22 protein-coding genes and 2 pseudogenes are annotated in these 26144 nt (G+C 74.3%); 9 read left to right on the forward strand and 15 right to left on the reverse strand.

Annotation, left to right across the window (positions count from 1 at the left end):
- Positions 1-27: 27 nt before the first annotated feature.
- From AB0J08_RS07690 to AB0J08_RS07700, 3 genes are all read right to left on the reverse strand, one after another.
- Positions 28-1221 (reverse strand): cytochrome P450, encoded by a 1194-nt coding sequence (locus tag AB0J08_RS07690; RefSeq protein ID WP_360628522.1) that lies wholly within the window; start codon positions 1219-1221, stop codon positions 28-30.
- Positions 1222-1413: 192 nt separating this feature from the next.
- Complete coding sequence (locus tag AB0J08_RS07695) at positions 1414-2046, reverse strand: NAD(P)H-dependent oxidoreductase (RefSeq protein ID WP_360628525.1); 633 nt, start codon at positions 2044-2046, stop codon at positions 1414-1416.
- Between the two features lie 245 nt (positions 2047-2291).
- Positions 2292-3512 (reverse strand): LuxR C-terminal-related transcriptional regulator, encoded by a 1221-nt coding sequence (locus AB0J08_RS07700; RefSeq protein ID WP_360628528.1) that lies wholly within the window; start codon positions 3510-3512, stop codon positions 2292-2294.
- Positions 3513-4213: 701 nt separating this feature from the next.
- Between AB0J08_RS07700 and AB0J08_RS07705 the strand changes: the two genes are divergently transcribed.
- A complete protein-coding gene (locus AB0J08_RS07705; protein WP_360628531.1) occupies positions 4214-4429 on the forward strand; it encodes a hypothetical protein in 216 nt (71 codons plus the stop codon).
- Positions 4430-4755: 326 nt separating this feature from the next.
- Here AB0J08_RS07705 and AB0J08_RS07710 read toward each other — a convergent pair.
- From AB0J08_RS07710 to AB0J08_RS07725, 4 genes and pseudogenes are all read right to left on the reverse strand, one after another.
- Positions 4756-5190: pseudogene (locus tag AB0J08_RS07710) on the reverse strand (endonuclease/exonuclease/phosphatase family protein); the annotation flags it as partial.
- Positions 5191-5448: 258 nt separating this feature from the next.
- On the reverse strand, positions 5449-6465 hold the full coding sequence (gene galE / locus AB0J08_RS07715; protein WP_360628534.1) for a UDP-glucose 4-epimerase GalE: 1017 nt from the start codon (positions 6463-6465) through the stop codon (positions 5449-5451).
- A 152-nt stretch (positions 6466-6617) separates the two neighbouring features.
- Entirely contained in the window at positions 6618-7313 is a 696-nt protein-coding gene (locus AB0J08_RS07720) for a hypothetical protein (protein WP_360628537.1), read from the reverse strand.
- Positions 7314-7415: 102 nt separating this feature from the next.
- The gene (locus tag AB0J08_RS07725; RefSeq protein WP_360628540.1) at positions 7416-9704 is read right to left on the reverse strand and encodes an RICIN domain-containing protein; all 2289 of its coding nucleotides are present in this window, start codon (positions 9702-9704) and stop codon (positions 7416-7418) included.
- Positions 9705-10218: 514 nt separating this feature from the next.
- Between AB0J08_RS07725 and AB0J08_RS07730 the strand changes: the two are divergent.
- A pseudogene (locus AB0J08_RS07730) lies at positions 10219-10488 on the forward strand (hypothetical protein); the annotation flags it as partial.
- Between the two features lie 880 nt (positions 10489-11368).
- On the forward strand, positions 11369-11788 hold the full coding sequence (locus AB0J08_RS07735) for a hypothetical protein (protein WP_360628543.1): 420 nt from the start codon (positions 11369-11371) through the stop codon (positions 11786-11788).
- Positions 11789-11860: 72 nt separating this feature from the next.
- Here AB0J08_RS07735 and AB0J08_RS07740 read toward each other — a convergent pair whose 3' ends face one another.
- On the reverse strand, positions 11861-12283 hold the full coding sequence (locus tag AB0J08_RS07740; protein WP_360628546.1) for a hypothetical protein: 423 nt from the start codon (positions 12281-12283) through the stop codon (positions 11861-11863).
- 651 nt (positions 12284-12934) lie between these two features.
- On the opposite strand from AB0J08_RS07740, the gene AB0J08_RS07745 reads away from it, so the two are divergent.
- The gene (locus AB0J08_RS07745) at positions 12935-15508 is read left to right on the forward strand and encodes a cytochrome P450 (protein ID WP_360628549.1); all 2574 of its coding nucleotides are present in this window, start codon (positions 12935-12937) and stop codon (positions 15506-15508) included.
- Here the strand turns inward: AB0J08_RS07745 and AB0J08_RS07750 are convergent.
- The 4 genes from AB0J08_RS07750 to AB0J08_RS07765 form a co-directional block, all read right to left on the reverse strand.
- A complete protein-coding gene (locus tag AB0J08_RS07750; RefSeq protein ID WP_360628552.1) occupies positions 15486-15617 on the reverse strand; it encodes a DUF6126 family protein in 132 nt (43 codons plus the stop codon). The two genes, AB0J08_RS07745 and AB0J08_RS07750, sit on opposite strands and share 23 nt — an antisense overlap.
- A 71-nt stretch (positions 15618-15688) precedes the next feature.
- Positions 15689-16063: a metalloregulator ArsR/SmtB family transcription factor gene (locus AB0J08_RS07755; RefSeq protein WP_360628555.1), complete on the reverse strand. Its 375-nt coding sequence runs from the start codon at positions 16061-16063 to the stop codon at positions 15689-15691.
- 224 nt (positions 16064-16287) lie between these two features.
- Positions 16288-16743 carry a hypothetical protein gene (locus AB0J08_RS07760; protein WP_360628558.1) on the reverse strand — a complete coding sequence of 152 codons (456 nt, stop codon included), beginning with the start codon at positions 16741-16743 and terminating at the stop codon, positions 16288-16290.
- Between the two features lie 208 nt (positions 16744-16951).
- Positions 16952-17176, reverse strand: coding sequence for a CGNR zinc finger domain-containing protein (locus tag AB0J08_RS07765; protein WP_360628561.1), 225 nt, complete (start codon positions 17174-17176; stop codon positions 16952-16954).
- 26 nt (positions 17177-17202) lie between these two features.
- Between AB0J08_RS07765 and AB0J08_RS07770 the strand changes: the two genes are divergently transcribed.
- Complete coding sequence (locus tag AB0J08_RS07770) at positions 17203-17694, forward strand: GNAT family N-acetyltransferase (RefSeq protein ID WP_360628564.1); 492 nt, start codon at positions 17203-17205, stop codon at positions 17692-17694.
- A 361-nt stretch (positions 17695-18055) separates the two neighbouring features.
- Here the strand turns inward: AB0J08_RS07770 and AB0J08_RS07775 are convergent, their stop codons facing one another.
- Together AB0J08_RS07775 and AB0J08_RS07780 are read right to left on the reverse strand one after the other, a co-directional pair.
- Positions 18056-19225 (reverse strand): glycoside hydrolase family 3 N-terminal domain-containing protein, encoded by a 1170-nt coding sequence (locus tag AB0J08_RS07775; RefSeq protein ID WP_360628567.1) that lies wholly within the window; start codon positions 19223-19225, stop codon positions 18056-18058.
- Positions 19226-19444: 219 nt separating this feature from the next.
- The gene (locus AB0J08_RS07780) at positions 19445-20941 is read right to left on the reverse strand and encodes a PLP-dependent aminotransferase family protein (RefSeq protein WP_360628570.1); all 1497 of its coding nucleotides are present in this window, start codon (positions 20939-20941) and stop codon (positions 19445-19447) included.
- A gap of 29 nt (positions 20942-20970) precedes the next feature.
- On the opposite strand from AB0J08_RS07780, the gene AB0J08_RS07785 reads away from it, so the two are divergent.
- Positions 20971-21984, forward strand: coding sequence for a methyltransferase domain-containing protein (locus AB0J08_RS07785; RefSeq protein WP_360628573.1), 1014 nt, complete (start codon positions 20971-20973; stop codon positions 21982-21984).
- A gap of 33 nt (positions 21985-22017) precedes the next feature.
- Here AB0J08_RS07785 and AB0J08_RS07790 read toward each other — a convergent pair whose 3' ends face one another.
- On the reverse strand, positions 22018-22515 hold the full coding sequence (locus tag AB0J08_RS07790) for a MarR family transcriptional regulator (protein ID WP_360628576.1): 498 nt from the start codon (positions 22513-22515) through the stop codon (positions 22018-22020).
- 98 nt (positions 22516-22613) lie between these two features.
- On the opposite strand from AB0J08_RS07790, the gene AB0J08_RS07795 reads away from it, so the two are divergent.
- From AB0J08_RS07795 to AB0J08_RS07805, 3 genes are all read left to right on the forward strand, one after another.
- Complete coding sequence (locus tag AB0J08_RS07795; protein WP_360628579.1) at positions 22614-23543, forward strand: EamA family transporter; 930 nt, start codon at positions 22614-22616, stop codon at positions 23541-23543.
- Between the two features lie 83 nt (positions 23544-23626).
- The gene (locus AB0J08_RS07800; RefSeq protein WP_360628582.1) at positions 23627-24265 is read left to right on the forward strand and encodes an NAD(P)H-binding protein; all 639 of its coding nucleotides are present in this window, start codon (positions 23627-23629) and stop codon (positions 24263-24265) included.
- 159 nt (positions 24266-24424) lie between these two features.
- Positions 24425-25975 carry an alpha/beta hydrolase gene (locus AB0J08_RS07805; protein WP_360628585.1) on the forward strand — a complete coding sequence of 517 codons (1551 nt, stop codon included), beginning with the start codon at positions 24425-24427 and terminating at the stop codon, positions 25973-25975.
- Positions 25976-26144 lie beyond the last annotated feature (169 nt).

Consider the following 26144-nt stretch of genomic DNA (forward strand, 5'->3'; position numbering starts at 1 on the left):
CGCGAACTCCTTCCGGAGAGCAGGGAGTTACCAGGAAACGGGCAGAGACTTCACGGCGAAGACGGACCCGTGGGTCCGCAGCGGGACGTCGTCCGCCGGCACCGCCAGGCGCAGGTCGGGGAAGGCCTCCAGCAGGGCGCGCAGGCCGACCCGCAGCTGCAGGCGGGCCAGGTTCTGCCCGATGCACTGGTGGACGCCGTAGCCGAACGCCACGTGGCCCGAGGTGTCCCGGCCGAGGTCGAGTTCGGCGGGGCAGCCGAACTTCGCCGGGTCCCGGTTGGCGGCCGGCAGCGAGACGGTGACCGTCTCGCCCTTCTTCACGGCGTGGCCGCCGAGTTCGAGGTCCTCCAGGGCGGTCCGGAAGATCTCGTACTGGTTGACGGTGATGTAGCGGAGGATCTCCTCCACCGCGTCGTCGATCTTCGAGGGGTCGGCCCGCAGGGCGGCCAACTGCTCGGTGTGGTGCAGCAGCGCGAACACACCGACCGTCAGCGCGCCCTCGGTGGTCTCGTAACCGGCGAACAGCAGCAGGGCGGTGATGTTGCCCAGTTCCTCGTCCGTCAGCTCCCCGGAGGCGATGAGCCGGCTCAGGATGTCGTCCCCGGGCTCCGCCTTCTTGCGCGCGATGGTCTCGTGGATGAAGGCGCCCACCTGGGCGAACGCCGCCATCGACTCCTGCGCGTCGCCGAACGGGTTGTTCATGACCGCCGGCGCCTCGGCGTAGCGGTCCCGCTCGCTGTAGGGCAGGCCGATCAGGTCCGACAGCACCCGCAGGACCAGCGGGTTGGCGAAGGTCTCCAGCAGGTCGGCGGAGTTGCCGTGCTCGCGCATGACCTTGATCTGCTCCGCGGCCACGGCCTCGACCTGCGGCGTCAGCTGGTTGATCCGGCGGCCGGTGAACTCACGCGTCAGCAGGCGGCGGAACCGGGTCTGCTCCGGCGGGTCCATGTGGATGAACATCCCCGGCATGGCCGGGAACTGCGGTACCGGGCCACCGTACTTGGTGACCGGGAAGTGCCCGATCTCCAGGTTGTGGCTGAATTTCGGATCGCTCAGGACCTGCCGGGCGAGCTCGTGGCTGGTGGCGATCCACCCGACGTGCCCGTCGGGATACACCATCCGCGCCAGCGGGCGCTCCTTCCGCAGCTCGTCGAAAATCGCCGGCGGGTCGAACTTGTCAGCCCGCGACCAGGCTTCCTCATAAGAGATCGCCTCGCTCATGACGCACCTTCTCCGTTTCGGGTCGAAAATGTCCCTGCGCGCGAGAACGGCGGCCCCGCCACTTCGGTGCGGAGCCGGTTCCGAGGTGATTCACCGGCCCCGCGCAGGTGTGCGGAGCCGGCGAATCGCCCGGGCGAATTCGGCAAGAGCCCGCCGCGACCTGCCCGCCGGCCACGAATGGCAGCAGTGGAATCAGAGAGCCAGCTTCTTGAGCGTCTCGTTGGCGTTCGCCAGGGACTGCTCGCCCAGCGGCTTGAGCGCCGCCATGGCCGGCACGATCGCCGCGAGGGTCAGCTCGGCGTGCACGAACTTCAGGTCGTCCGCGAGACCGATCGAGCTCAGTACGGCGCGCAGGTACGGCTCCTGGTGGTCCCAGCCCTCCCGCGGGGTCCCCGGCGCGTACGAGCCGCCGCGGGCGGTGACCACGATGACCGTCTTGCCGCTCAGCGGGCCCGACTCGGCGCCCGGGGGCACCATGTGGGCCGGGCTGACCAGGAGGTCGATCCACGACTTGATCGTCGACGGGATGGCGTAGTTGTACATCGGCGCGCCGATCACGATGGTGCTCGCCTCGCGGACCTCGGCCACCACCGCCTCGGTGAGCGCCTTCTCCTCCGGCGTCAGCCCGTGGTCGCGGCTGGGGTCCAGGAGGGATTCGCGCACCGCGTGGGTGATGTGCGGGACCGGCTGGGCGGCGAGGTCCCGGTAGGTGTAGCCGTCGCCGGGGTGGTTCTGGCGCCACTGGGTGGCGAAATACGACGACAACTGCCTCGTCGTGGAGCCGGTTGCGCGGATGCTCGAATCAATGTGGAGAAGAGAAGACACAAAAGGCCCCTGGATTGTCCTGAGCGATTCACCGAGAACTGCTTTTCCAACTCTCTTCGAGTCTAAGGAGAAGCGCCCCGGAAGGGCATCCCTCAGTCTGGTAGCGCGGATGGCCACCGGCCGCGGGGGACCGCACGGCGGGCCCGCGCGCCGGCGCCGACGGTCCGGGCGATGCATCGCGGAAGTCCTACCGGAAGGACAGGTTCCACGAACGTCCACGAACCGTCCGCTCCGGCGCACGGGCCTCACACGGCCAGCCGCCCCGCCGGAGTCTCGGTCACGAATGCGGACTCGGCGCCCAATTCGGTCGTCCGCTCCTCCACGAGCCGGTTCCAGGTACCGGCCAGCTCGACCCGGGAGGCGACGTCGAGCTTGCGGAAGATCTTCTTGAGATGGAAGGCCACGGTGTGCGGCGACATGAAGAGCTGTCGGCCGACCCTGCCGTTGGTGAGGCCCTGACTCACCAGCTCGGCCACCGCGTACTCGGTGTCGGTCAGCTGACTGACCTTCATCCTGGTCCGGCTCGGGCGCCGCGAGAACTGCCCGCTGTTGCCTTCGAGCTCCCTCAGCTTGCTCCGCACCCGCAGCACGTCCCGGGACGCACCGACGGCCAGGTAGTCGTCCGCCGCCCGCTTCAGCAGTTCGACGGCCCGGTCCTGCTCGGAGCGGCGGGCGAACCGCACCGCGCTCGCGTCCTCCAGTGCGGAGGCCTGCGCCCACCGGTCCAGGTGCAGGCCGGACGCCCGCTCCAGGGCCGTCGCGTTCCGCTCGAACAGCCCGATGGCGTGCGCGGAGGCCGCCTGGACGGTGCGGAAACTGGGGTTGCGCACGGCGAGTTCATTGACCTGGGTGACCGTCCGGACGGCGATCTCGTCGTCCCCCAGCCGCTGGGCGGCCCGGACCAGCCAGGCGGCCGCCGCCGGCTGCGACACCAGCAACTCCCGCGCCAGCGCACCGTCGTGCACCAGGCCCTTCAGGAGGTGGGCGATGCTCTCCGTCCCGTCCCGGGCCTCCAGCACCTGCGCGACGGCCCAGGCGCACTGCCCGGCCATCAGGTTCGCGTGTCCGAGCAGCGCGTGGTCCCGCAGCCGGTTCGCGTACTGGAGGGCCGTGGTGAGGTCCAGCCGCCTGGTCGTACTGACCGCCATCACGAGGAACCCGCTCGGGGTCAGCGCCCGGTTGCCGGCCTGCTGGGCCAGTCGGAGACCGGCCTCCGCCGAAGCGACCGCCCCGTCGAGGTCGCCCTTGGCCAGGTCGAGCTCCGCCTCGCACAGCAGAAGGGCAGCTCGCTTTTCAACTTGGTTCGAACCGTGGACAGGTGACGTGTCGTCGGCGAGCATGTTGGTGGCCGCCCCCAGACCGCGGACGCGGGTCAGCAGCGTCGCGTGCCAGATTCTCGCCTTCAGTGTGCATACGCCCGGCGCTCCGACCCGCGCCCGACTCGTGGCGGCGGCGGCAAGCTCCATGCTCCTGGCGAGCCGGCCGTCGAGCCACGACTGTGCGGAACGCGCCGCCAACTGGACGACCTCGTCGGATAACTGCAGGGAAGGACCGGGCGTCGTGGAAGTCCGAATTGACACTGTATCCTCCGACTCGGAATCGGTGACGCCCTGAACTGCCCGGTTGCTCGACGGGCATCGTGGGGTGCCACTCGATTCGACATGGGAATGTGGGGGCCTGCAACACGATCGTGCCGGTTGTGCCTGGTCGGTCAGGGACAGGCGGCGGTCCGGTGCCCGCCGGCGGATCATGGGGGTCCACCGCCTTCCGACTCCGGCAGCCGACGACCGGCGCGCCGCCCGGAGGACGGACGAACCGGTTCCGGAAAACCGACATGTCGGGCCGTCGGTCGGCGACCTCCCTCTCTGGAGCCGGTGTTCGGCTCCGGAGAGGACCTGCCGGTGCCACCCGGGGCGCTGACGCGAGATTGACCACTGCGAGAAGGAGCGCCGGCCGCCGAGTACGCGGCGGTACACGGCCGACGAGCCGGAAGAGCCCGACCCGGTCACGATGTGACGGGTGCGACCACGGCGTCGACAGGGCTCTGAACAGTTTCCCGACCGTCGGACGAGATCCGCGGGGGGAGACGGGGGAACGAGGACACGACGACCGAGCCGTCGCCGGTCACCCGCGAGAAGTCGGGCAGCAAGCACCATCCGATCCGTAAGTGGCTTTCCCCGTGGGCGTCCTGGAACGCCGCGGAGCGACCGGGGCCGAGACGGCGACCCCGACCACGGTGACCGGCGAGGACGACACCTCGCCGGCGGTCTCCCACGAGCATGCCCAGAACAACGAGGCGTTGGAAAGGACTGGCCACATCGTGGAACAGTCCGTCTCGCCGCCGCACCCGTTCAGACGTGTCGCGACCCACCGCGACGCGTGACTCGACCCGCACGACGCATCTCACCCCCCTCGGCCCGCAGCCTCACCCGCTGTGCGACACCCAGGACGGGCCCGACCGTGCCCGCCCTGCGGGCCCTCGCCCCCCGGCCCCCGCCGGTAGGACGCACTCGGACGCACCCTCTCCTGGCCTGTCCATGCCGACTCAGACTCTACGTCATGCCGAACACGATCGGGTGATGATCGTGATCATTTCGGTGATCGAAGTGACCACCGTGACACCGCGTCCCACGAGGTACCCGACGGGCGGCCGGCCAGTCGGAGCCGGGTCGACGGCCGGCGCGGGGCAGCCCGCAGCGGCCGAACGGCTCAGCCCGTCACGGCGAGTTCGGCCACCACCGCACCGTGATCCGTACCCGGAACCCGGCGCTCGGACACCGCGACCGCGGTCAAGGCTTCCCCATGAAGGACGTGGTCGATCTGGATCACCGGCGGCAGGTGGGGGAAGTCCGCGTTGTCGTCCGGCCAGGTGGGTGAACCGCCCCGGCCCACCTCCGCGTGCGTGCCCGTCAGACCGGTCGCGAGCAGGTCGCGCATCGGCGCGTGATCGAGGGTCGCGTTGAAGTCGCCCAGGAGGACGGCATTGCGGGTGTTGCCCTCGGCCGCCGCCCGCAGACCCTCGAAGTCCGCGGACCAGCGCCGGGCGTCACCCAGCGGGTAGTAGGTGTGCACGGCCGTCAGCCGAACCGCCCGGCCGCCGACCGACACCTCGGCCGCCACCTGGGCCCGGGCCGCTGCCGGGGGGCCGAGTCGCCGAGCGGCGCGAGCGGCAACCGGGAGTACAGCGCGGTACGTGACCGCCCGTCGGCTCCGCGGGAAGACGTGGCGGGCCGCTCTCCGGTTCCGGCCGGGCCGGCCGCCGGGCGCGTGGGGGCCCGGCGGCCCGGTGACCGCAGCAGCACGACGGGCCCGCGCGCCCGGTCGGCGCGGTGGGCCCGGTCCGCACGACGGGCCCGCGCGGGGAGACGCGCGGGCCCGTGGGCGGGAGTTCTTGAAGCGGGATCAGGCCGCGGCGAGGTGGGCCGTCCACTTGGCGCGCCAGGCGAGGGCGTCGGCGACGGCTTCCTCGATCGTGCGCCGTGCCGTCCAGCCGAGCAGTTCGCGGGCGGTGTCGACGGCGGCGTAGCAGCCGATCACGTCGCCGGGGCGGGGGTCCGCCTCCCGGACGTCGAGTTCGGCACCGACGGCCGCCTCGAAGGCCGCGATCAGCTCGCGGACGGTGGTGCCCTCGCCGGTGCCGATGTTGATCACCCGGAAGCGGTCGTCGGCCGCGGGCTCGACGACCTCGTCGAACCGGGTGAGCGCCGCGACATGGGCCTCGGCGACGTCCTGCACGTGGATGTAGTCCCGGATGCCGGAGCCGTCCCGGGTCGCCCAGTCCACACCGGTGACGGTGAACGGCACGCCGGCGGCATGGGCCTCGATCAGCTTGCCGAGCGCGTGGGTGGGGTTGAGGTCCTGCAGCCCGGTGCGCAGCTCGGGGTCGGCGCCGACCGGGTTGAAGTAGCGCAGTGCGATGACGCGGACGGCCTCGGCGCCGTCGCCCCTGGTCCAGTCCTGGAGGACCTGTTCCATCAGCTGCTTGGTCCGCGCGTAGGGGCTGTTCGCGGCGACCGGGCAGCTCTCGTCGACCCGGGCGTCCGGGGTGGGCGCGTAGATGGAGCCGGAACTGCTGAAGACGACCCGGGTACAGCCGTTGCGCTGGAGGCCCTCCAGCAGCTCGACGGTCTTGGCGACGTTCTCCCGGTAGTAGAACAGCGGCCTGGCGACCGACTCGGGCACCACGATCCGCGCCGCGCAGTGCAGGGTGGCGCCGATGTCGGGGTGTTCGGCGAAGATGCGGTCCAGCAGGGCGGCGTCGGCGATGTCCCCCCGGTAGAAGACGCGGCCCTCGACGAACTCCGGCCGGCCCTTGGAGAGGTCGTCCAGGACGACGGGCGTGATGCCCTGGTCGAGCAGCGCGGAGGCGACGGTGCTGCCGATGTATCCCGCACCACCGGTGATCAGGACCTTCTTCATACGCGAACGCTCCCTTTCCTCGTCGCACGCCCCGGTGGCGTCCGGCAACAGTGGGGACGGCGATGCGGAAGCCGTGGTTCCACCGAGCCGCGGATCCACCGGCCGGCGGGTCGGCGGCGGCGGGTCGGCGGCGGCGGGCCGGCGACGGCGGGTCAGCGGCGACGGGCCCGGCGGCGGAGCCCGAAGCCGGCGGCGACCAGGACGACGGCGACGACGGCGGTGGCGACGGCCGCCCAGGTGGCCGTCGACGAGCCGGTGTCCTCGGCGGTGCTCCCCGCCGAGCTGACGACCGGTCCGGCGGAGCCGGACACGGCCGGGGACGTCGGCCCGGACGACGCGGACGTCGCCGCGGGTACGGGCCCGGAGGTGCCGGTGGGCCCCGCGGTGGGCCCGGCCGTCGGCCCGGCGGTGGGCTCCGCCGTCGGCCCGGCCGTCGGCGCGCCGGTGGGCGTGGGCAGGGGCGGGTCGGAGATGGCCGCCGCCTCGACGTCGAGTTCGCGCTCGCCGTGCCCGAGGGAGGGGAACGCGCAGTCGACGGTGATCCGCCAGTGGCCGGCCGGCAGCGTCTCCCGGGTGGTGTACGACCCCGGGTGGCCGGGGACGGCGACCAGGCGCCAGGGGCCGGCCGAGCGACCGTCGGCGGAGGTCGCGGCGAGCGTCCCGGCGAACTCCTCGGTGACGGGGTCGTGGTCGTTCTCCCAGGTGGCGACGGTGGTGATGTGCCCGTTGTCCTGGCCGGTGACCTCCAGGTGGACGGTGTCGCCGTGGGCGGCGGCGGGCACCACGGCGGGTACGAGGACGACCGCCCCGGCGATGGCGAGGGCGGCGGCGAACGATCGGGTGCGCATGGTGGGGCTTCCTCGGGGGGGTGGCCGGGTGCGGCCGCCGCAGCTGGGCGACGGCCGCACCCGGACGGGTGGCACGAACGGATCAGGCGGGAGCGACCGCCGTCAGCTGGTCTTCTGCAGGGTCCAGGACTGGTAGGCCTGGCCGTTGGGCTTCTGCAGTTCGAGCAGCCAGCCACCGTAGTACCAGCGGTTGCTGACACCCAGGACCAGGGTCGAACCGTCGGCGCTCAGGGTGTACCCGCCGCCGGACGGGGTGAGCCGCCACTTCTGCGCGGCCGCGCCGGAGCAGGGCTGCTGCGCGAGGTACTGGCCGGCCACCGGGTCACCGCCGAGCTGGAGGCACTTGTCCGAGCGGGCGGACTTGATCCGCACGGCACCCGAACCGGCGTCCTCGAAGCTCCACTTCTGGTTGGCGTAGCCGGTGCGCTGGTAGGCGATGGCCACCGTGCCGTCGTTCAGCGAGCTGCCCCAGAGGTCGGCGGCCTGGCCGGTCAGCCCGTTCACCAGCGTGTAGCGGCTGCCGGGCTGCGGCTGGCCACCGTCGGCGAGGGTGCGGATGGTCGCGGCGCGGCCGGGCTTGGAGACGGCGCCCGCGCCGTCCCGGACGGCGACGGCGACGCTGTACGACGTGGCGGGCGCCAGCCGGACGAGGCCGACGACGGTGGAGCGGACGGTGCCGATGGTCTGGCCGTTCAGCAGCACGTCGTATCCGGCCGCCGACTGGACGGCCGGCCAGCTCAACATGGCCGAGTTCTGGGTGATCTGACTGGCCGTCACATCAGGACCGGTGGTTCCGGCGGTGGGGGTGGCGGTCGGGGAGGGCGTGGGCGAGGCGGTCCGGGTCGGCGAGCCGGTGGGCGACGGGGTCGTGGTCGCCGTCGGGCTCCCGGTCGGCGTCGGCGTCCCGGTCGGCGTGGCGGTCGGGCTCGGCGTAGCGGTCGGGCTCGGCGTGGCGGTGCGGGTCGGCGAGGCCGTCGCGGTGGCCGTGGGGCTCGGGTTGGGGTTCGGGCCGGTGCCGCCGCCCGCGATCAGGAAGCGGTTGTTGGCGACGTTCCAGTGCGTGGCCAGGTAACTTCCGGCCGCGGGAGCGGTGTTGTAGTAGTCGTCGTGGCGGCAGTCGAGCCGGGCGTCACTGGCGTTGTCCGGACAGACCGTCTTCATCGCCGGGTAGTACGGGGTGTCCGAGTAGCACATCAGGTCCCACTCGTCGACGCAGTGGCCACCCTTGCTCGAGTTGGGCGCGCTGTTGCTCACCGCGCCCAGGTTGTGGCCGAGTTCGTGGGCCGCCGTGTGACCGCCCCAGCAACCGGAGTCGGTCCGGCCGTACGAGGGGCCGAAGTTGCTCTGGTTGTCCTGTCCGGGCCGCTCGTCGCCCGCGAAGGTGCCGATGCCGCAGTAGACCTTGGCATCGGTGAACATCATGTACTTGCGGTCCTTGCGGTTGAACCCCTGCGCGGCCAGGGCGCGGTTGCTCGCGTTGAAGTCCTGGATCTCGGAGTCCGAGACCTGCACGTTCAACACCGAGGCGGTGCAGTCGGGTTCGGTGACGAAGCGGACGTGCCGCACGCCGCCGGTCTCCTGGGCACTGGCGTTGTAGATGACGTCGACGTCCGCGGCCCACTTCTTGAACGACGCCAGGTACTGGGCGAACCGGTCGTTGCCGGGGGCGTGGACGTACACCACCTGGACCCGGTTGCCGGCAGTGCCGTCCCCCTCGCAGACGACTGCGGGGCCACCGGCCGCCGCGGCCGGCTGGGGGGCCGGCGCGCCGGCGGCGGCTCCGGCGTCACCCAGGAGGGCCTTCTGCCCCGCGTCCAGGACCGGCGCCGCACCCTTCAACAGATCGGCGACGGAGGGTGGCTGGGCGTCCGGCGCCGGGGTGAGCACCGGCGCCTGGGCGGCCGCGGCGGCCACCGGCGGGACGTCCTTGCGGATGTCCACGTCCTTGGGCGGCGCGTCCGGGCCGTGGCTGCACAGCTCCCCGCCGGGCACCTCCAGCGAGCCGGCGCAGCGGTCGCCGGCCGGCAGGGTCAGACCGGCGTAGACCAGGCCGCGCTCCGGCTGGTCCTTGGGTATCTCGCGCAGCGGCGCGGCCTTCTTCTCCTGCTGCGGGGCGGGCGCCCTGGTCGCCCCCTCGGCGGTACCGGTCTCCCCCGGCCCGCCGTCCTCGGTGACCAGTCCGGCCGTGCCCGCCTCCGCCCGGTCGGCCGAACTGCCCACCGCCGCCGCCGCGGTGCGGTCCGCTGCCGGTTCGAGCGCGGTCTGGATCCCCAGCGCGCCCGCGACCAGCCCGGCCACCACCGCCGCGGCCAGGAGCGCCGTCCGGCGTCCTGACCCGCCGCGCCGGCGCCGGCGGTCCGTACTCCGGTGCTCGCTGCTCCGGTGTCCCATCGCGTTCGTCTCCTCTCCTCGGTACGACGGCCCGCCCGCCGCACGACGCGGCGGCCGGACCTTCCGACACCTGGGAGAGCGGACCCGACCGGACGGGATAACAGAAACCTCCTTTCGAAATTCGCGCACATCTGCGACACCGCCTCGGACGACCGGTGAACGGCTCGGCACCGCCGCCGGACCGACCGTCCGACGCGCGGAACGGACCGACGCGGAGCGGCAGTCGGACCAGCCCGGCCGATCGGTCGCCGGTACACGAAAGACCCGGACCGGACCGGTCCGACGGTCGCACCGGTCCGGCCGCTGCCCTGGCCGGTGACCGTCCGGGCCCCGTGGTCACCCGTGCGAGGGAAAGAACGATGGTTGCCCTTTGAACATTCGCGCCCGCTGAGCAGAATGGGCAACTCGGAGGCGGCGCCCCCGGTCCGGTTGTTCCGTCGCGGGCCGATCCGCTCCACCCACGCGCTCGTCCCCGGACGGTCACCACCGCCCGCCACCGCACGGAGGCACCTCGATGATCACCCGGCCGCCCGGCGCGTGCCCGCTCGTGAGCCACCCGGTGGCGTTCCCCGCGCGACCCGCCGACCACCCACCGCTCCCCGTCCCAGCACGGCGGCCCCGTCCGCCTACCGCCGGGCCCGGTGCGGCCGCACCCGACCCACGACCGAGCCCCCGACCGCGCCGCCAGGGCGCGGTGAGCACCGCCGTCGTGCTCGGCGGCGGCCTGGCGGGGCTCCTGGCCGCCGCGGCCCTCGCCCCGCACGCCCGCCACGTCACCGTCGTCGAACAGGACCCCCTCCCCGACGGCCCGCTTCCACGCCGGGGGCTGCTGCCACAGGGCGACTTCAGCCACATCCTGCTCGGCGGGGGCGCCGACGCCCTGGACGCCCTCCTCCCGGGCACCGTCGACGCGTTGCTCGCCGCCGGAGCGCACCGCCGGTCGATCCCCTCCGGTCTGCTGATGCGCCTGAGCCCGGGCTGGCTCCAGGCCTTCGAGTCCTCCGCCTACCTGATCGCCTGCAGCCGGCACCTGCTCGACCACACCGTCCGGCTGCGGCTGCGCGGCCGCACCGCCGTCACGATCCGCGAGGGCACCTCCGTCCTCGGTCTGACCGGCGACGCGGCCCAGGTCCGCGGGGCGCTGGTCGAGAACCCGGACGGCTCGCGCGAGAGCCTCCCGGCCGACCTGGTGGTGGACGCGACCGGCCGCCGTTCCCAGGCCCCGCGCTGGCTTCGCGCGCTGGGCTCCGCAGGTCCGCGCGAGGTCACCGTGGACGCCGGACTCACCTACGCCGCCCGCCTGTTCGACGCGCCGTGCGGCAACCAGGGCTTCCCGGTGGTGAGTATCGTGCCCGCCCCGGGGCCGACGCACGCCCGGACGGGGCGCCACCGTCGTCCCCATCGAGAACGACCGCTGGATCATCACCCTGTCCGGCACCCGGGCGGGCGAACCGTCCCGCGCCGACGCCGAGTTCCACACCTTCCTGAAGGGCCTCCCCCACCCGGTCGTCCACGACCTCGCCCGCACCGCCCGTCCCATCGGTCCGATCCGCACCTGCCATGGCACCCTGAACCGCCGCCGCTGCTACGGGAACGGCACCCCGGCGGGCTTCGCCGCCACCGGCGACGCGCTGGCCGCCCTCAACCCGGTGTACGGGCACGGCATGGCGGTCGCCGCCCAGTGCGCCGTCGCCATCCGGACCGCCCTCGACGCCGAGGGCCTCCACTCGCACGTCAGCGCCGCCGTCCAGCAGCGGATCGCCCGGGCCGTCGACGCCCCCTGGAGCATGGCCGAGGACCAGGACCGCGGCTACCCGGGTGTCCGGTCGAACGGACCGCCCGCCCGTCGGCCCGCCACCCGGTTCGCCCGCTGGTACACCGAGCGGCTGCTGCGCGCGGCCCTCACCGACCCCGCCGTCTCGGCGGCCTACTTCGACGTCTTCTCCCTCGCCGCACCCGCCGCCCGACTGACCGCGCCCGCCGTGGCCCTCGCCACCCTGCGCCCCCGCCGGTCGGCCCCGCCGACCGTCACCGCGGCGATCGCCCGGTTCCCGCAGCTGGCCGAACTGACCGGCCCGTACTGAGGACCGGCCCGTACCGGGGGCCGGCTCGTACCGAGGGCCTCCCCGCACCCGGGGCCCGGGGCCTGGGGCCGCTCAGGCCGCGACGTCCAGGCTCCCGGCGCCGTACCGCCGGGCGCCCTGCGCGTGCATGGTGGCGAGGGAGGCCGCCAACCGGTCCGGGTCGCCCGCCAGCCAGAGGCGCAGCCCGGCGGCGAGCGCGATGCTGGCGGGGGCGACCCGCAGCCCGGCGGCACGGGTGACCCGCTCACCGACCAGTGGGAGGAGGTCCGCGACCGGCACGGGCAGCCAGAGGGTGACGGCGCAGGGCGCGGGCCGGGCGAGGACGCGGAGCAGGCCCAGCACGCCCGCGTCGCCGTCCAGGGCGGGGATGACGTCCAGCAGGCCGTCCACCGCGACCTCCGACACGTCACTGCCGTGGCCGCGCGCCAGTTCGCGCAGCAGGGCCCGCTCGGCCGCGGAGATCCGGACGGTCAGCATGACTTCTTCACAGTCCATGGTCCCAGTTCCCGTCTTGCGCTAGGGGGTGTGCCGGTCGGTCGGGTGCTCGTCTGCTCGTCACTCGTGCGGTGCGGTGCGGCGCTGTTCCATACCTGCCCCTCCACGGGCCTCCGCTACCGGCGTGATCAAGCCGTAGCGACCGTCGTAACGGCGGTGGGGCAACCGGCCGCGCGCATCGACGGGGTCGGCGTGGCAGACGAACGGCCGGCAGGTGCGTCCGCGCGGGGCGGTTCGCCGCGTATCTCCACCCGCACGTCGGAGGCCGGGCGGTGGCGCGGACGGGTCATCAGGGTCCTCCTCGGGTCCGGACCATGCTGGACCGGCCGGACCCTTCCGGCCGAGGGCCGAAAGACCTTGTCCGGGAGGCAAGGCGGGGTACCACCCCTCGCGGGCCCGGACGGCCGGATCGGTCCGGTTCCGCGCGCCCGCGCCCGCGAAGGCTCACGCCGGTCCCCCGTGCGCTCCACCGATGGAGTGATCCGCCGGGGTACGGCGCAACGCCCCACCGGACCGGCGCGTTTCCCATGGCGTGTGCCTTCTCGCAGTGGTGCGCGCGGGGGTCCGCGCCGGCGGAGCCCTCGGTCCCCCCGGTCGCGGCGACGACTCCGGCGGTGCCGCCGCGCCGGTCCATCGGTGAGAGGTGATGTCATGGTCCTGACGACCGAGACGCGTAGAACCACCGTTCCCTCCAGAAACACCCCACGGAGAACCCCCTCGGGCCCTCCCCCGCTCGCGCCCGGCGCCCTGCCCGGCCTCGGCCACGCCCCCGCGCTGCTGCGGGACCCGCTCGGCTTCCTCGGCTCGCTCTCCCGGCACGGCGGCGTGGTGCGGATCCGGCTCGGGCCGCGCACCGTCTGCGTCGTCACCGACGCCGGCCTGGTGCACACCCTGCTGGTCGCGCTCGCGCACGACTGCCCGCGCGGCGCCGTCCAGGACACCCTGAAGACGGCGTTCGGCGACGGCCTGCTGATGTCCGAGGGGCAGGCGCACCGCGACCGCCGCCGGATCATCCAGCCCGCCTTCGGCCCGGAGCGCACGGGCGAGTACCTCGCGGTGATGCACCAGGTCGCGGAGGTGCGGGCCGGCAGCTGGCGGGCGGGCCAAGTCCTGGACGTCGCCAAGGAGATGAACCACCTCGCGCTGGAGATCGTCACCCGCACGCTGTTCGACGCCCGGCTGAGCGAGGACGCCACGCTCGCCTTCCACCGGGCGCTGCCCGACATGGTGAAGGGCCAGATCGTCCAGTCGCTGTACCCGCACCCGGCGCTCGCCCGGCTTCCGCTGCCGGTCAACCGGCGCTTCGACGCCGCCGTCCGGGTGCTGAACCAGGTCGTCGACCAGGCCGTCAACGGCGGTGCCCGGTCCGGGGGTTCACCCGAGGGCGGCTGTCCGTTCGGCGGTTCCGCAGGCGGCGGCCGGGCCTCCGGCGCCCCGGACCGCACCCTGCCCACGCTGCTGCGCGCCGCCGTCGACCCCGCCACCGGCCGGCCGCTCACCGAGGCGGACGTGCGCTCCGAAGCGATCACCATGTTCGGCGCGGGCACCGAGACCGTCTCCACCACGCTCACCTGGCTGATCGACGAGCTGCTGCGCCACCCGCGGGTGGAGGCCCGCGTCCTGGCGGAGCTGGACGAGCACCTCCCGGCGGGCACCGTCCCCACCCCCGAGGCACTCGCCCGGCTCACGTACACCCGCAGCGTCACCCAGGAGGTGGTCCGGCTGCACGCGCCGAACGCCTTCCTGATGCGGACGGCGCGCGTACCGGTCGAACTCGGCCGGTACCGCATCCCGGCCGGCACCGAGCTGCTGTACAGCCTCACCGCGCTGCACCGCGACCCGCTGCTCCACCCGGAGCCGCTGCGATTCCACCCGGGCCGCTGGCGCGAGGGCGGCGCGGCGGCGACCCTCGGGCGGCAGGCGTTCCTGCCGTTCGGCGCGGGCAAGCACAAGTGCATCGGCGAGGCGTTCGCCTGGGCGGAGCTGATCGTGGCCGCCGCCGCGATCCTGCGCCGCTGGCGGCCGACGGCGGTGACGGGGACCCGGGCTCGCGAGGTGGTCTGGACCACCGTCCAGGCCCAGGGCCTGCGTGTCCGCCTCGCCCCGCGCGGCGACGGCCCACCGCGCCACCCGGCCGAGCGGCCCGCCGACCGCCAGGACCGTCCGGGCCGCCAGGCGCGATTCGAACGGCCGGGCCGGCGCGCCGGCGCGGCGACCTCGGGCAGTGCCACCACCCGGCTCCCGGGTGTCCGGATCACGACCCTCCCCCGGCCGGCTCCCCCCACCGACCCGTCCGCCCGGCCGCCCGGCCCCACCGGCCTGCGCCGGCCGGGCGAACTGCGCGCGGCCACCGCCCGGCACGCCGCCTGGGTGGTCGGCCACGGCCTGCTCACCCCGTCCGACCTGCCGCGTTACCAGGCCTACGCGCTCCCCGAGCTGATCGGCCACGCCTACCCCCGGGCCCGCGGCGCCGAACTCGACCTGCTCGTCGACGTCCTGGGCTGGTTCACCATCCTCGACGACCGCTTCGACGGGCCGCCCGGCCGCCACCCGGAGCGGGCCCGCGCCGTCGTCGACCCGCTGCTCGCCGTCCTCACCGGCGCCGACCCCGCAGCCGCCCCCGACGACGACCGACTCCTCCACACCTGGCGGGAGTTGTGGCTGCGCCAGCAGGACGGCATGTCGCCGGCCTGGCGCGCGCGGAGCGCCGCCGAGTGGCGGGCCTGCCTGGACACCTTCCTCGCCGAGTCGGCCCACCGGTCCCGGGGCACCTCCCCGGACCTGGCCGCGGCGATGCGGCTGCGCCGCCATGCCAGTTGCCTCTACCCGTTCATGAACATACTGGAACGGGTCCACGACGCCGACGCGCCCGCCCGGCTGCACGCCGAGCCCGAACTCCACCGCCTGCGCGCGCACACGGCCGACACCGCGACGCTGATCAACGACCTGTACTCGCTGGAGCGGGAGGAGCGCCAGCCGGCCGCCGCCTTCAACACCGTGCTGACCCTCCAGCGCGTGCGCGGCTGCACCCGCCGCCAGGCGGTGCTGTCGGTCCGTGCCCGGGTCGCGCGCCTGCGGGAGGAGAGCGCGGCGCTCCGCCGCCACCTGCTGCGTCGCCACCCGTCCGGCGGCTGGTACCTGGACGGCACCCGGGAGCTGGTCGACGGCGTCTACGCGTGGACCAGCACCAGCCACCGCTACCTCAGTGACGGTCGCCGAGGGTGAACAGTAGGAGCACGAACCCGGCGAACAGGTGCGTGGCGAAGATGTAGATGCCCGCGCGGATCAGCATGGCCTTGCGCCTGCTCTTCTCGTCGCTGGTGCCGCTGGCCATGGCCGGGTGCTCCTTCGGTCGGGGGGCGGGTGGGTGATCGGACTGCCGGGCGGCGGCCGGCCGGCCGGCGCTCATCCGCCCTTCACCCGCTCGGCGCGGGGGCCGGGGCCGTCGGGGGCGCCCGGCCCCCGCAGCTCCGTGAGCAGCGCGCCCTGGTCGGTGATCAGGTCGGTGAGGATGCGCCGGGCGGCGCGCAGCAGTTCGGCGACGTCCGGCGTGCTCAGCGCGTACACCACGGTGTTGCCCTCGCGGGTGGCCGTGACCAGCCGGGTGCGACGCAGCACCGCGAGCTGCTGGGAGAGGTTGGACGGCTCGATCTCGATCGCGGCCAGCAGCTCGCGCACCGGTCGCGGCCCGTCCTGGAGCAGTTCCAGCACCCGGATCCGGACGGGGTGCCCGAGGGTGCGGAAGAACTCCGCCTTGGCCTGGTACAGCGGGACCGCCATCGTCCGATCGCTCCCTGGTGCTCGGTGGTGCCGCCCCGCGCGGCCGTGCTCGCCCGGCACGGTGCGGGTGGTCCCGTCGGCCGCCGGGGCCGGGAAGCATCATCATGGCAGATGAAGAATTCTTCAAGTCGTCATCGTCCCGGACACCACCACCGGGCTCCGGACACGGGTCGGGCCCGGGGGTTCGTACCACCCCCGGGCCCGACCGCTCCAGAACGCGGCGACTAACAGGCGACGACGACGTCCACGGTCACCGGAGCCGGGTTCCACGGGTAGTACGCCACGCTGAAGCTGCCGTGGACGGTGGACCCGCAGGGCACCGTGCCACCGACGCCACGGACCTGCACGGTGCTGGCGGTGAACAGGGTGCGCCCGTTCGACGAGCCGAGCGAAGCGCCGCCCACGACCTGGCCCGAGAGCCCGGTCAGCAGCTCCTTGGTCTCCGGGGCCGGACCGCCCGGGCTCGGCGGACCGGCCAGGCTGACCTGCCCGTACAGCTGCACGCTGTCACCGGTGACCTCGGCGCAGACCTTGGTCATCAGGCCCGCCTGCAGCCCGGAGGCGCCGCAGGTGGTGGTGGTCGTGGTGGTGGTCGTGGTGGCGGCACCGGCCTGGGCCGGGACGGCCAGCAGCGTCGCCGCGCCGGCGACCCCCGCAGCGAGCAGAGCGAATCGGTTCATCGGACTCTCCGTTTCGTCAAGACATCGTCGTACCTCACATGTGACATTTCACATGTGGCATGCCTCTACCCTGACAGGTGATTCGAACGCCTGGGCGACGATCTGCCCCGGAAAAGATGAACAGACCAGAAATCGATCTTCGATGGCGCGATCTCTGCCTCGGCCCGACGCCCGAGGTGGTGCCCGCCAACTTCCTGCTGTCCGCTGCTTACTGCCGGACACCCGCTCGCCGGGGGCGGCCGGCGGCCTGGGTCGCGCGGTGCCGACGGACCGCGTCACGGTTGGCGCAGCGCTGGGAACAGGAGCGCTGACGCCCGGTGCGGGTGGTGTCGGCGAAGATCGTGGTGCACTCGGCCCCGGTGCTCTCCGGGCGGTGGTTGGCGAGAGCGGCGGCCAGCTTCACGGCGTCCTCGCCGTAAGGGTTGAGGTGCATAAGACCATGACATCACTCTGGTCGGCATGAGTCATCACACGCGACACCGTCCCGACGTACGACAGGCATTGGAGCACGACATCACGGAGCTGGTCCGTCTCCGGGCCCTCCTGTTCGAGACCCTCGGCGGGGAGTACTTCCAGCCGGCGGCCGCCAACGACGGGTGGCGGACCGCGCTCACCGCGGCCCTGACGGACCGACTGGCCTCGGACACCCTGCGGGTCCTGGTCGTGGACGGCGAGGACGGCCTCGCCGCCTGCGGCATCGGCTCCGTCGAGCAGCGGCTGCCCGGGCCCCATCTGCGCAACGGCCGGGTCGGGTTGGTCATCGGTGTGGTCACCGCCCCCGAGTACCGGCGGCGCGGCCACAGCCGCGCGATCATGCGGGGCCTGCTCGACTGGTTCCGCGAGCGCGAGGTGGCCCGGGTGGACCTCTACGCCTCCCCCGAGGGCGAGCCGCTCTACCGCGAACTCGGCTTCGTCGACCACCCCGATCCGGCACTGTACCTGCGCCCGTGACGGGCCCACCGTCGACCCGGAGTACCGGAGCACCCGGGGTGCCCCGGGCACCGGTCCGTCCGGCCACCGCCGTTCCCGGGGCGCCGGTCCCGGCCGCAAGGCGGTACCGGTGGGAGGTGCTCGGCACCGCCACCTTCACCCAGGCCGCCACCTGCTTCTTCGTACAGCGCATCGGGTCGCTGGGCGTCGTCCTCCGCACCGGGAGCTGAATCTGAGCCCCACTCCGCTCTGACTGCTGCTCTCCGCCGCCCCGTTGGTACCACTGCCGGGGTTGCCCGTGGCCGGGAACGGCTGGATTCCGCCTCGACGAGCGCCGGGTCTTCGGCGCCGGTGTGGTCGCCACGGACCCGCGCGCCGGCTCTCAACTCCCGCTCAGCGTGGCGCGGAGGTCGTCGATCCGGTGGACGGCGCCGACGAAGGCCGCGCGGTCGAGACCGCCGGTGTCGAGCGCGGTCGCGAGGGCCGCGGCGGCGGCCTCGCCCTGCTCGGCGTCGCGGCCGGAGCAGAGCAGCAGGTCCATGCCCGCCCCGGCGGCGGCCACGGCCCGGGCGCCGGCATCGCCGTAGGGGGTGAGAGCGCCGGCTTCCAGGGCGTCGGTGACGGTGACGCCCCGGAAGCCGAGCCGGTCGCGGAGTTCGCCCTGGACCACGGCCGGGGAGAAGCCGGCGGGGCGGTCCGGGTCGAGGGCGGGGTAGACGGCCCAGGAGGCCATGACCAGGCGGACACCGGCGGCGATGGCGGCCCGGTAGGGCTCCTCGCCGCGGGCACGGAGCTCGGCGAGCGGGACGGGGAGGGTGACGGCGCGTTCGTCCGTGTTCAGCCCGCCTGCGGCGGAGCCGAGGCCGGGGAAGTGCTTCGCGGTGGCGGCGACGCCGAGGCCTTGCTGGGCGGTGAGGAAGGCGCTGCCCAACCGGGCCACGAACGCCGGCTCCTGGCCGTAGGAACGCTCGTGATGGTCGATGAAGTTGTCCGGGGCGTCGTAGACGTCGAGGACGGGGGCGAGGTTGACGTTCAGGCCGGCGTCCGCGAGGGTGCGGCCGGCGTCGGCACCCGACCGGGCGGCCTCGGCGATCGGATCGGCCGCCAGTCCGGTGCGGCGGGCGGAGAGTTCGGGTGGGCCGGGCAGGCGGCGCACCAGGCCGCCCTCCTGGTCGGTCATCAGCAGCAACGGGCGAGGGTCCGGCGCCTCGGCGGCCGCCTGCCGCAACTGGGCGACCGCCGCATGGAGCTGGGCCTGGTCGGGAGCGTTCTCGGCGAACAGGATCACGCCGGCCGCCCGGCCCTCGCGGATCGCCCGGAGCACGGCGGGTGACGGGACCGGGCCCGGGTAGGAGTACACGATCCGCCGGCCGGCGAGCACCCGGGAGTCCAGGCCGTCGAGCGGGTCGGGGACGGTGACCATGGGCATCGTCCTCTCCGTCACGGACGGCGGCCGGTGGGAGGTCTGCGCCGAGCAGGCCGGCGCGAGGGCCGACGCGGTCAGCAGCAGCGCCGGAAGTACCAGGTGGGCGCTCCGCCGGAGCGACGGCATCGGGCCTCCCGAGAACGGGGTGCGAGCGGGCGGGCGTCGGACGGGTGACGGACGGGCGCGACCGGGTGACGGCCGCGTCCGATGCGCCACGCTACCCCGACCCGGCGCGACGCGCAGGTCCTCGCCCGGTCCGCGGTCGATCCCCGGTCGGCCCAGGCCGCATCGCCACCGGACCGACCACGGGGACGAGGCCCTGGACGAGACCGGCCGCCCAGCCGCTCACCCCGACGGCCGCAGCAGCCGGCCCAGGACGGCGACGCCGTCCGCGATCTCGCCCGGTGTGCCGGCCGCGTAGCCCAGGACGAGCCCGGGCGGGTGGGGTTGCTGGGCGTGCCAGGAGAGCGGCTGCACCTTGACGCCGTGCGCGAGCGCCGCGGTGGCGAGTTCGGCGTCGGTGCAGCCGAGGCCGGCCGGGAAGGTGACCATCAGGTGCAGTCCGGCAGCCGCGCCGTGCACGACGGCCCCCGGGAGGTGCGCGCCGATCGCGGCGATCATCGCGTCCCGGCGGCGCCGGTGGCGTGGGCGCAGCAGGCGCAGGTGCCGCTCCAACTCGCCGGAGTCCATCAGCCGGGCCAGCACGAGCTGTGGCAGCACGGCGTTGCCGAGGTCGGCGAAGCGCTTGGCCGCGAGGACGTCCTCGCGGTAGCGGGGTGGGACGAGCAGCCAGCCCGTCCGCAGTGCGGGGGCCAGCAGCTTGGAGACGCTGCCCATGTAGCAGACCTGCTCGGGGAGGACGGCACGCAGGGCCGGTACGGGCGGCCGGTCGTAGCGGTGCTCGGCGTCGTAGTCGTCCTCGATCACCAGCCCGCCCTCGCCGGCCCAGTGCAGCAGTTCGCGGCGGCGCCGGCCGCCCAGCACCACACCGGACGGGAACTGGTGAGCGGGGGTGAGCAGCACCGCCGGGGCACCGGTGGCGCGCAGGGCGTCCACCCGGATGCCCTCGGCGTCGACCGGGACGGGCGGCGTGGCGCGGAGCCAGTGGCCGAGGTGCTGCCGGGTGCCGAGCGAACCCGGGTCCTCGACGGCGACCTCGGTGAGGTCTGCCCGGCCGAACACCTGGCCGAGCAGCGCGAGGGCCTGGGCGGCGCCGGCGACGATCAGCACCTCGTCGGGGTCGGCGCGGATGCCCCGGTTGCGGGCCAACCACCGGGCGACGGCCTGGCGTAGCGCGGCGTTGCCTCGGGGGTCGCCGTAGCCGAACTCGTGGGCGGCGAGCCCGTCGAGGACGGCGCGCTCGGCGCGGAGCCAGGCGGCGCGGGGGAAGGCGCCGAGGTCGGGGACGCCGGGCGAGAGGTCGATCCGGGCGGGGGCGGCGCGCAGCGCGTCGAAGGAGGCGGGCACGGGGGCGGCCTCGAACAGGGCGGGTTCCGAGGCCGGCGGCACGGGCGGTGCGGACGGTCCGGACGGCGGCGACGGGACGGGTGTGTCGAGCACCACCGTGCCGCCGCGCCCCCGCCCGGCGAGCCGGCCCTCCTCGATGAGGCGCCGGTAGGCCTCGGTGACGACCCCTCGGGAGATCCGCAACTCCTCGGCCAGTACCCGGGTGGCGGGCAGCCGGCTGCCCGCCGGGAGGCGACCGTCCGCGACGGCCTCCCGCAGGCGGTCGGCCAGCCAGTGGGCGAGGCGGCCGGGCGGGGCGTCAGTGGCGGCGAGCTGCAGGAAGTCCGCACCGGCGGTTACGGACCTCTGAGTTGACGTCTCTTTGGACCTGTTCACCGGTCCATTGTGCGGGCCAGGCTGGGGCCATGACCACGACGAGCTCGAAGACCACGGAAGCTCCCGCCACCGGCGAGTCCGCCGAAGCCACGGAGACGGCAGTGCCCACCACCGCACCGGCGAGCACCCGGCCCCCGCACGCCGCCGGGAGCTCGCACCGCACCACCGGGAGCGCGTACCCCACCACCGGGAGTGCGCACGACGCCACCGACAACGCGCACGACGACAACGCCTCCGACCACGGCTACGTGCACGGCTACTCGCCGGCCGAGGCCCGGCGGCTGGGCAACCAGGCGGACACCCTCGCGGAGCTGCTGCACGCCGGGACGGCCTATCCGGCGGGCAGCCGGGTCCTGGAGGCGGGCTGCGGCGTCGGCGCGCAGACCGTCCACCTGCTGGCCTCCAGCCCCGGGGCGGAGCTGACGGCCGCCGACCTCTCGGCCGACTCGCTCGACCAGGCCCGCGCCCGGGTGGCCGCGCAGGCGCCCGACGCGCGGGTGACGTGGCACCACGGGGACCTGCACGAACTGCCCTTCGCCGACGCCTCCTTCGACCATCTCTTCGTCTGCTTCGTACTGGAGCACCTGGCGGACCCGTCGGCCGCACTGACCGCGCTGCGGCGGGTGCTGCGCCCGGGCGGCACGATCACGGTGATCGAAGGGGACCACGGTTCGACCCTCTTCCACCCGGACAGCGCCGCCGGCCGGGCGACCGTGGGCCAGCTGGTCCACCTACAGGCCGCCGCGGGCGGCGACGCCCTGCTCGGCCGGCGCCTGCACCCCCTGCTGGCGGGCGCGGGCTTCCGGGACGTCGCCGTCCGCCCGCTCACCGTCTCCGTGGACGGCAGCCGCCCGGCGTTGGTCGAGGGGTTCACCCGGCGGACCTTCATCGCGATGGTCGAGTCCGTGCGCGCCGACGCACTCGCAGCCGGGCTCACCACGGCGGCCGCGTTCGACCGGGGCATCGCCGACCTGCGCCGCGCGGGAGAGGAGGGCGGAACCTTCCACTACACCTTCTTCAAGGCGGTGGGCGTCAACCCGTGACCGGACGGCCCGGGCGCCACGGGCCGGACAGGGCTACTCCGCACTGTCCCCGAGGGCGGCGAGGAGCGTGCGCAGCGCGTCGACCAGGGCCTCCGTCTGCGGCTCGTCGAGGCCGGCCAGCAGTCGGCGCTCGGTCACCAGGTGGTCGGGGAGCGCACGGTCGACCAGGGCGTAGCCCTCGGGGGTGAGGGCGACCTCCCGGCTGCGGCCGTCGGAGTCGCTGGCCGTGCGGGTGACCAGGCCGCGGGCCTCCAGCCGGTCGAGCCGCTGGCTGATGGCGCCGGAGGTGACCATCGCGGACTGCATCAGCCCGGTGGGAGTGAGGCGGTAGGGCGGACCGCTGCGGCGCAGGGTGGCGAGGACGTCGAAGGACGGGGCGTCCAGGTCGTGCGCGGCGAAGTTCCGCTTGAGCTCGGCCTCCACCAGGCGGGTGAGCCGTTTGAGCCGACCGATCACCTCCATCGGGGAAACGTCGAGGTCGGGACGCTCCGCGCCCCACTGCTTCACCAGCCGGTCCACGTGATCTGCCACCTCTCCAGCCTATGCGATGCCTTAGCAGTGAGGTACATCACACGGCCGAGTGTCGTCGACCCTTTCTAGATGCCTTAGTACTGAGATACATTGGCTTAGTGCTAAGGAATCGACTCGGAATCGTGCTGCTGACCGCCCTGGCCCCCGCCATCTGGGGCTCGACCTACCTCGTCACCACCGAACTGCTCCCGCCCGGCCGCCCGCTGCTCGCCGGGGTGATCCGCGCCCTGCCCGCCGGACTGCTGCTCATCGCCGTCACCCGCCGGCTGCCCAAGGGCAGTTGGTGGTGGCGCTCACTGGTGCTGGGCGCGCTCAACATCGGCGCGTTCTTCGCCCTGCTCTTCATCGCCGCCTACCGCCTGCCGGGCGGGGTCGCGGCCACCGTCGGCGCTGTCCAGCCGCTGATAGCCGCCGGGCTCTCGGCCGGGTTGCTCGGCGACCGGCTCTCGCTGCGCACCCTCCTCTCCGGCATCGCCGGGATCGTCGGCGTCAGCCTGCTCGTCCTGCGCGCCAACGCCCAGCTCGACGCCGTCGGGGTCGCGGCCGCGCTCGGCGGCGCGGTCGTGATGGCCACCGGCGTCGTCCTCTCCAAGCGCTGGACCTCGCCGGCCCCGCTGCTCGCCACCACCGGGTGGCAGCTCACCGCGGGCGGTCTGCTGCTGGTGCCCGTCGCCCTGATCGTGGAGGGCGCGCCGCCCTCCCACCTCACCGGCGACAACCTGCTCGGCTACGGCTACCTCGGCCTGATCGGCGCGGCCGTGGCGTACGCGCTCTGGTTCCGGGGCATCCGTGCGCTGCCGCCGACCTCCGTCACCTTCCTCGGACTGCTCAGCCCGGTGGTGGCCACCGCCCTCGGCTGGCTCGTCCTCGGACAGGACCTCTCACCCGTCCAGGGGCTCGGCGCGGTGATCGTGCTCGGCTCGCTGGTCGCCGCCCAGACCCAGCGGCCCCGCCCCGCGACACCCCCGGCGCCGGTCACCGGGCCCGAGGCCGTGGCCGCGGCCGAGCAGTCCGCCGTACGGACCTGACCGCTCCGCCCCCTCGCACCCCCGTACCCCCGCACCGCAGAAGCCACATGTCGTCAGCACCATCCGAGAAACTGGAGAGTTCCATGCGCATCACCGTCTTCGGCGCGACCGGCAACGTCGGCAGCCGGGTCGTGACCGAGGCCCTCGCCCGTGGCCACGAGGTCACCGCCGTCCTGCGCGACCCGTCCCGGCCGCACAGGCTCCCGGCCGCCGCCGTGATCGCCACCGGCGACGCCCGCAACCCCGAGGACGTCGCCCGCCTCGCCGCCGGCCAGTCCGTCGTGATCAGTGCCACCCGCCCGCCCCTCGGCAGCGAGTCCGAACTGGCGGTGGCCACCAAGGGCCTGCTGGCCGGCCTGGCCGGAACGGACGTGCGGCTGCTCGTCGTCGGCGGCGCGGGCAGCCTCATCCTGCCCGGCGGCAACGGCGCCACCGTCATCGACGACCCCGACTTCCCGGCCGCCTGGCGCCCCATCGCCCTGGCCTGCGGCGAGCAGCTCGCCCTCCACCGGGCCGCGACCGACGTCGACTGGGCCTACCTCAGCCCCGCCGCGCTGCTCGAACCCGGTGAGCGCACCGGCCGCTACCGTCTCGGCCGCGACGAGCTCGTGGTCGACGAGGCCGGCGTCTCGGCGATCTCCATGGAAGACCTCGCCGTCGCCCTCCTCGACGAGGTCGAGCGCCCGGCCCACCACCGCACCCGCTTCACCGTCGCCTACTGACCCGCCCCGCCGTCACCCCGGCTCGGGAAGTGCCCGGTGCCCCGGCACCGGGCACCCGCACGTTCAGGCCCCGCCGTTCGGCGGGTGTCGCCCGCACCACCCCGGAAAGGGGTGCGTGCCGGATCGATCGCGCCGCCGCCGGCGGCCAGGATCGACGACGTGAACGCATCCCTGTCCAGCACCCGCCGGCGCCGGGCCCCGCTCGCCGCCGTGGCGGCCGCGCTGCTCGCCGCCGTCGCCCTGCCCACCACCGGCGCCGCCTCGGCGACCGCCGCCACCGTGCCGGCCGTCCCCTCCCGCTACACCCAGCAGCAACTCGCCTGGCAGCCCTGCACGGAGGCGCCCGCGCTGGAGTGCGCCACGATGGCCGTCCCGCGCGACTGGCACCACCCGGACGGCGGCCCGGACGTGTCCGTCGCGGTGTCCCGCCATCGCGCGAGCGACCCGGCGCAGCGACGCGGCACCCTGCTGATGGCCGCCGGCGGGCCCGGCGGCACGGGGCTGCTGCGCCCGGACACCTTCGTGCGCGCGGCACCGGCCGTCGGGGCCGCGTACGACGTGGTGGGCTTCGACCAGCGCGGGGTCGGCCACAGCACCCGGGCGGTCTGCCAGACGCCCGAGGAGTTCCGGGCCTTCTTCTCCGGAGACTTCCGCGACGACTCCCCGGCCGACCGCGCCCGTGTGATCGACAACTCCCGCCGACTGGCCGCCGACTGCGAGCAGCGCAGTGGCGGCCTGCTGCCGTACCTGACGACCGAGCAGACCGCCCGCGATCTCGACCTCTTCCGCGCCCTGCTCGGCGAGCGGCGGATCAGCTACTACGGCCCGTCCTACGCCACCATGATCGGCGCCTACTACGCGACGCTCTTCCCGCGGCGGGTCGAGCGGATGGTCCTGGACAGCAACGTCGGCTTCGACGGCAGCTGGGAGCGGTTCCAGCTGGGGCAGCCGATGAGCTTCCAGCGTCGCTTCGAGGAGGACTTCCTGCCCTGGCTCGCGGCCCGGGACAGCACGTACCACTACGGCGTCACCGTCGCCGAGGCAAAGGCCCACTGGGAGCAGCGGCGCGCGGCCCTGCACGACAGCCCGCTCGTCGACGGCTCCCTGACCGTCGGCCCCAACCAGCTGGACAACGGGACCATCCAGGCCGTCTACCGGGCGAGCGACGGCTTCCCCGGGCTGGCCACCGCCCTCACCGCGCTGGACGACTGGCCCAGCGCGAGCCCGACCGCCCGGGCGACGGCGCGGCTGGTCTTCGACCAGTACCTGAGCCCGGAGTTCCTCGCCGAGTACTTCGCGGTGACCTGCAACGACACGCCCTGGACCCGCGATCTGGACACCTGGGTCGCGCGGGGCGCCGAGTTCACCGCCCGCCGGCCGCTGGCGGGCGCCCGAACGCTGGCCTTCGCCGCCGTCTGCGCCTCGTGGCCGCCGCCGTCCGCGCCCCGGGTGCGGGTGCGGGTGACCGGAGCGGGCCTGCCGCCCACCCTGATGCTCAACTCCGTCCACGACCCGGCCACCTACTACGAGGCCGCCCGCTCGGCCCATCGCGCGCTGCGCGGATCCCGGCTGGTGACGGTCACCGGCAACGGCGACCACGGCCAGTACCCGGGGCCCGACAGCTGCGTCCGCCGGGTGGTCGAGTCCTACCTGCTCGCCGGCCGCGCCCCCGACCACGACCTCACCTGCCCTCCACCGCAGGCCGGTTGACCGGTCGGCGGCTTCGGCCGGTTGGCCACTCCGGCCGGTTGGCCGGTGCCCCGGCGCCCCCCGGCGCCGGGTGCGGGCCGCCGGGTGCGGCCCGGGCGGGCGCCAGCTACCACGTACGGCTGCTCGAACGGGCCGGCCTGGTGAAGGTGGTCCGAACGCGGAAGGTCCG

It is taken from the genome of Kitasatospora sp. NPDC050463 (assembly GCF_040655255.1).
Lineage (GTDB): Bacteria > Actinomycetota > Actinomycetes > Streptomycetales > Streptomycetaceae > Kitasatospora.

Excerpts from the sequence above, each read along its gene's own strand:
- AB0J08_RS07725 (WP_360628540.1), bottom strand. The coding sequence starts at position 9,704 with ATGGGACACCGGAGCAGCGAGCACCGGAGTACGGACCGCCGGCGCCGG.
- AB0J08_RS07735 (WP_360628543.1), top strand. The coding sequence starts at position 11,369 with ATGGCGGTCGCCGCCCAGTGCGCCGTCGCCATCCGGACCGCCCTCGAC.
- AB0J08_RS07750 (WP_360628552.1), bottom strand. The coding sequence starts at position 15,617 with ATGGCCAGCGGCACCAGCGACGAGAAGAGCAGGCGCAAGGCCATGCTG.
- AB0J08_RS07690 (WP_360628522.1), bottom strand. The coding sequence starts at position 1,221 with ATGAGCGAGGCGATCTCTTATGAGGAAGCCTGGTCGCGGGCTGACAAG.
- AB0J08_RS07770 (WP_360628564.1), top strand. The coding sequence starts at position 17,203 with ATGAGTCATCACACGCGACACCGTCCCGACGTACGACAGGCATTGGAG.
- AB0J08_RS07765 (WP_360628561.1), bottom strand. The coding sequence starts at position 17,176 with ATGCACCTCAACCCTTACGGCGAGGACGCCGTGAAGCTGGCCGCCGCT.
- AB0J08_RS07720 (WP_360628537.1), bottom strand. The coding sequence starts at position 7,313 with ATGCGCACCCGATCGTTCGCCGCCGCCCTCGCCATCGCCGGGGCGGTC.
- AB0J08_RS07800 (WP_360628582.1), top strand. The coding sequence starts at position 23,627 with ATGCGCATCACCGTCTTCGGCGCGACCGGCAACGTCGGCAGCCGGGTC.
- AB0J08_RS07700 (WP_360628528.1), bottom strand. The coding sequence starts at position 3,512 with ATGGAGCTTGCCGCCGCCGCCACGAGTCGGGCGCGGGTCGGAGCGCCG.
- AB0J08_RS07745 (WP_360628549.1), top strand. The coding sequence starts at position 12,935 with ATGGTCCTGACGACCGAGACGCGTAGAACCACCGTTCCCTCCAGAAAC.
- galE (WP_360628534.1), bottom strand. The coding sequence starts at position 6,465 with ATGAAGAAGGTCCTGATCACCGGTGGTGCGGGATACATCGGCAGCACC.
- AB0J08_RS07775 (WP_360628567.1), bottom strand. The coding sequence starts at position 19,225 with ATGCCGTCGCTCCGGCGGAGCGCCCACCTGGTACTTCCGGCGCTGCTG.
- AB0J08_RS07760 (WP_360628558.1), bottom strand. The coding sequence starts at position 16,743 with ATGAACCGATTCGCTCTGCTCGCTGCGGGGGTCGCCGGCGCGGCGACG.
- AB0J08_RS07785 (WP_360628573.1), top strand. The coding sequence starts at position 20,971 with ATGACCACGACGAGCTCGAAGACCACGGAAGCTCCCGCCACCGGCGAG.
- AB0J08_RS07755 (WP_360628555.1), bottom strand. The coding sequence starts at position 16,063 with ATGGCGGTCCCGCTGTACCAGGCCAAGGCGGAGTTCTTCCGCACCCTC.
- AB0J08_RS07740 (WP_360628546.1), bottom strand. The coding sequence starts at position 12,283 with ATGGACTGTGAAGAAGTCATGCTGACCGTCCGGATCTCCGCGGCCGAG.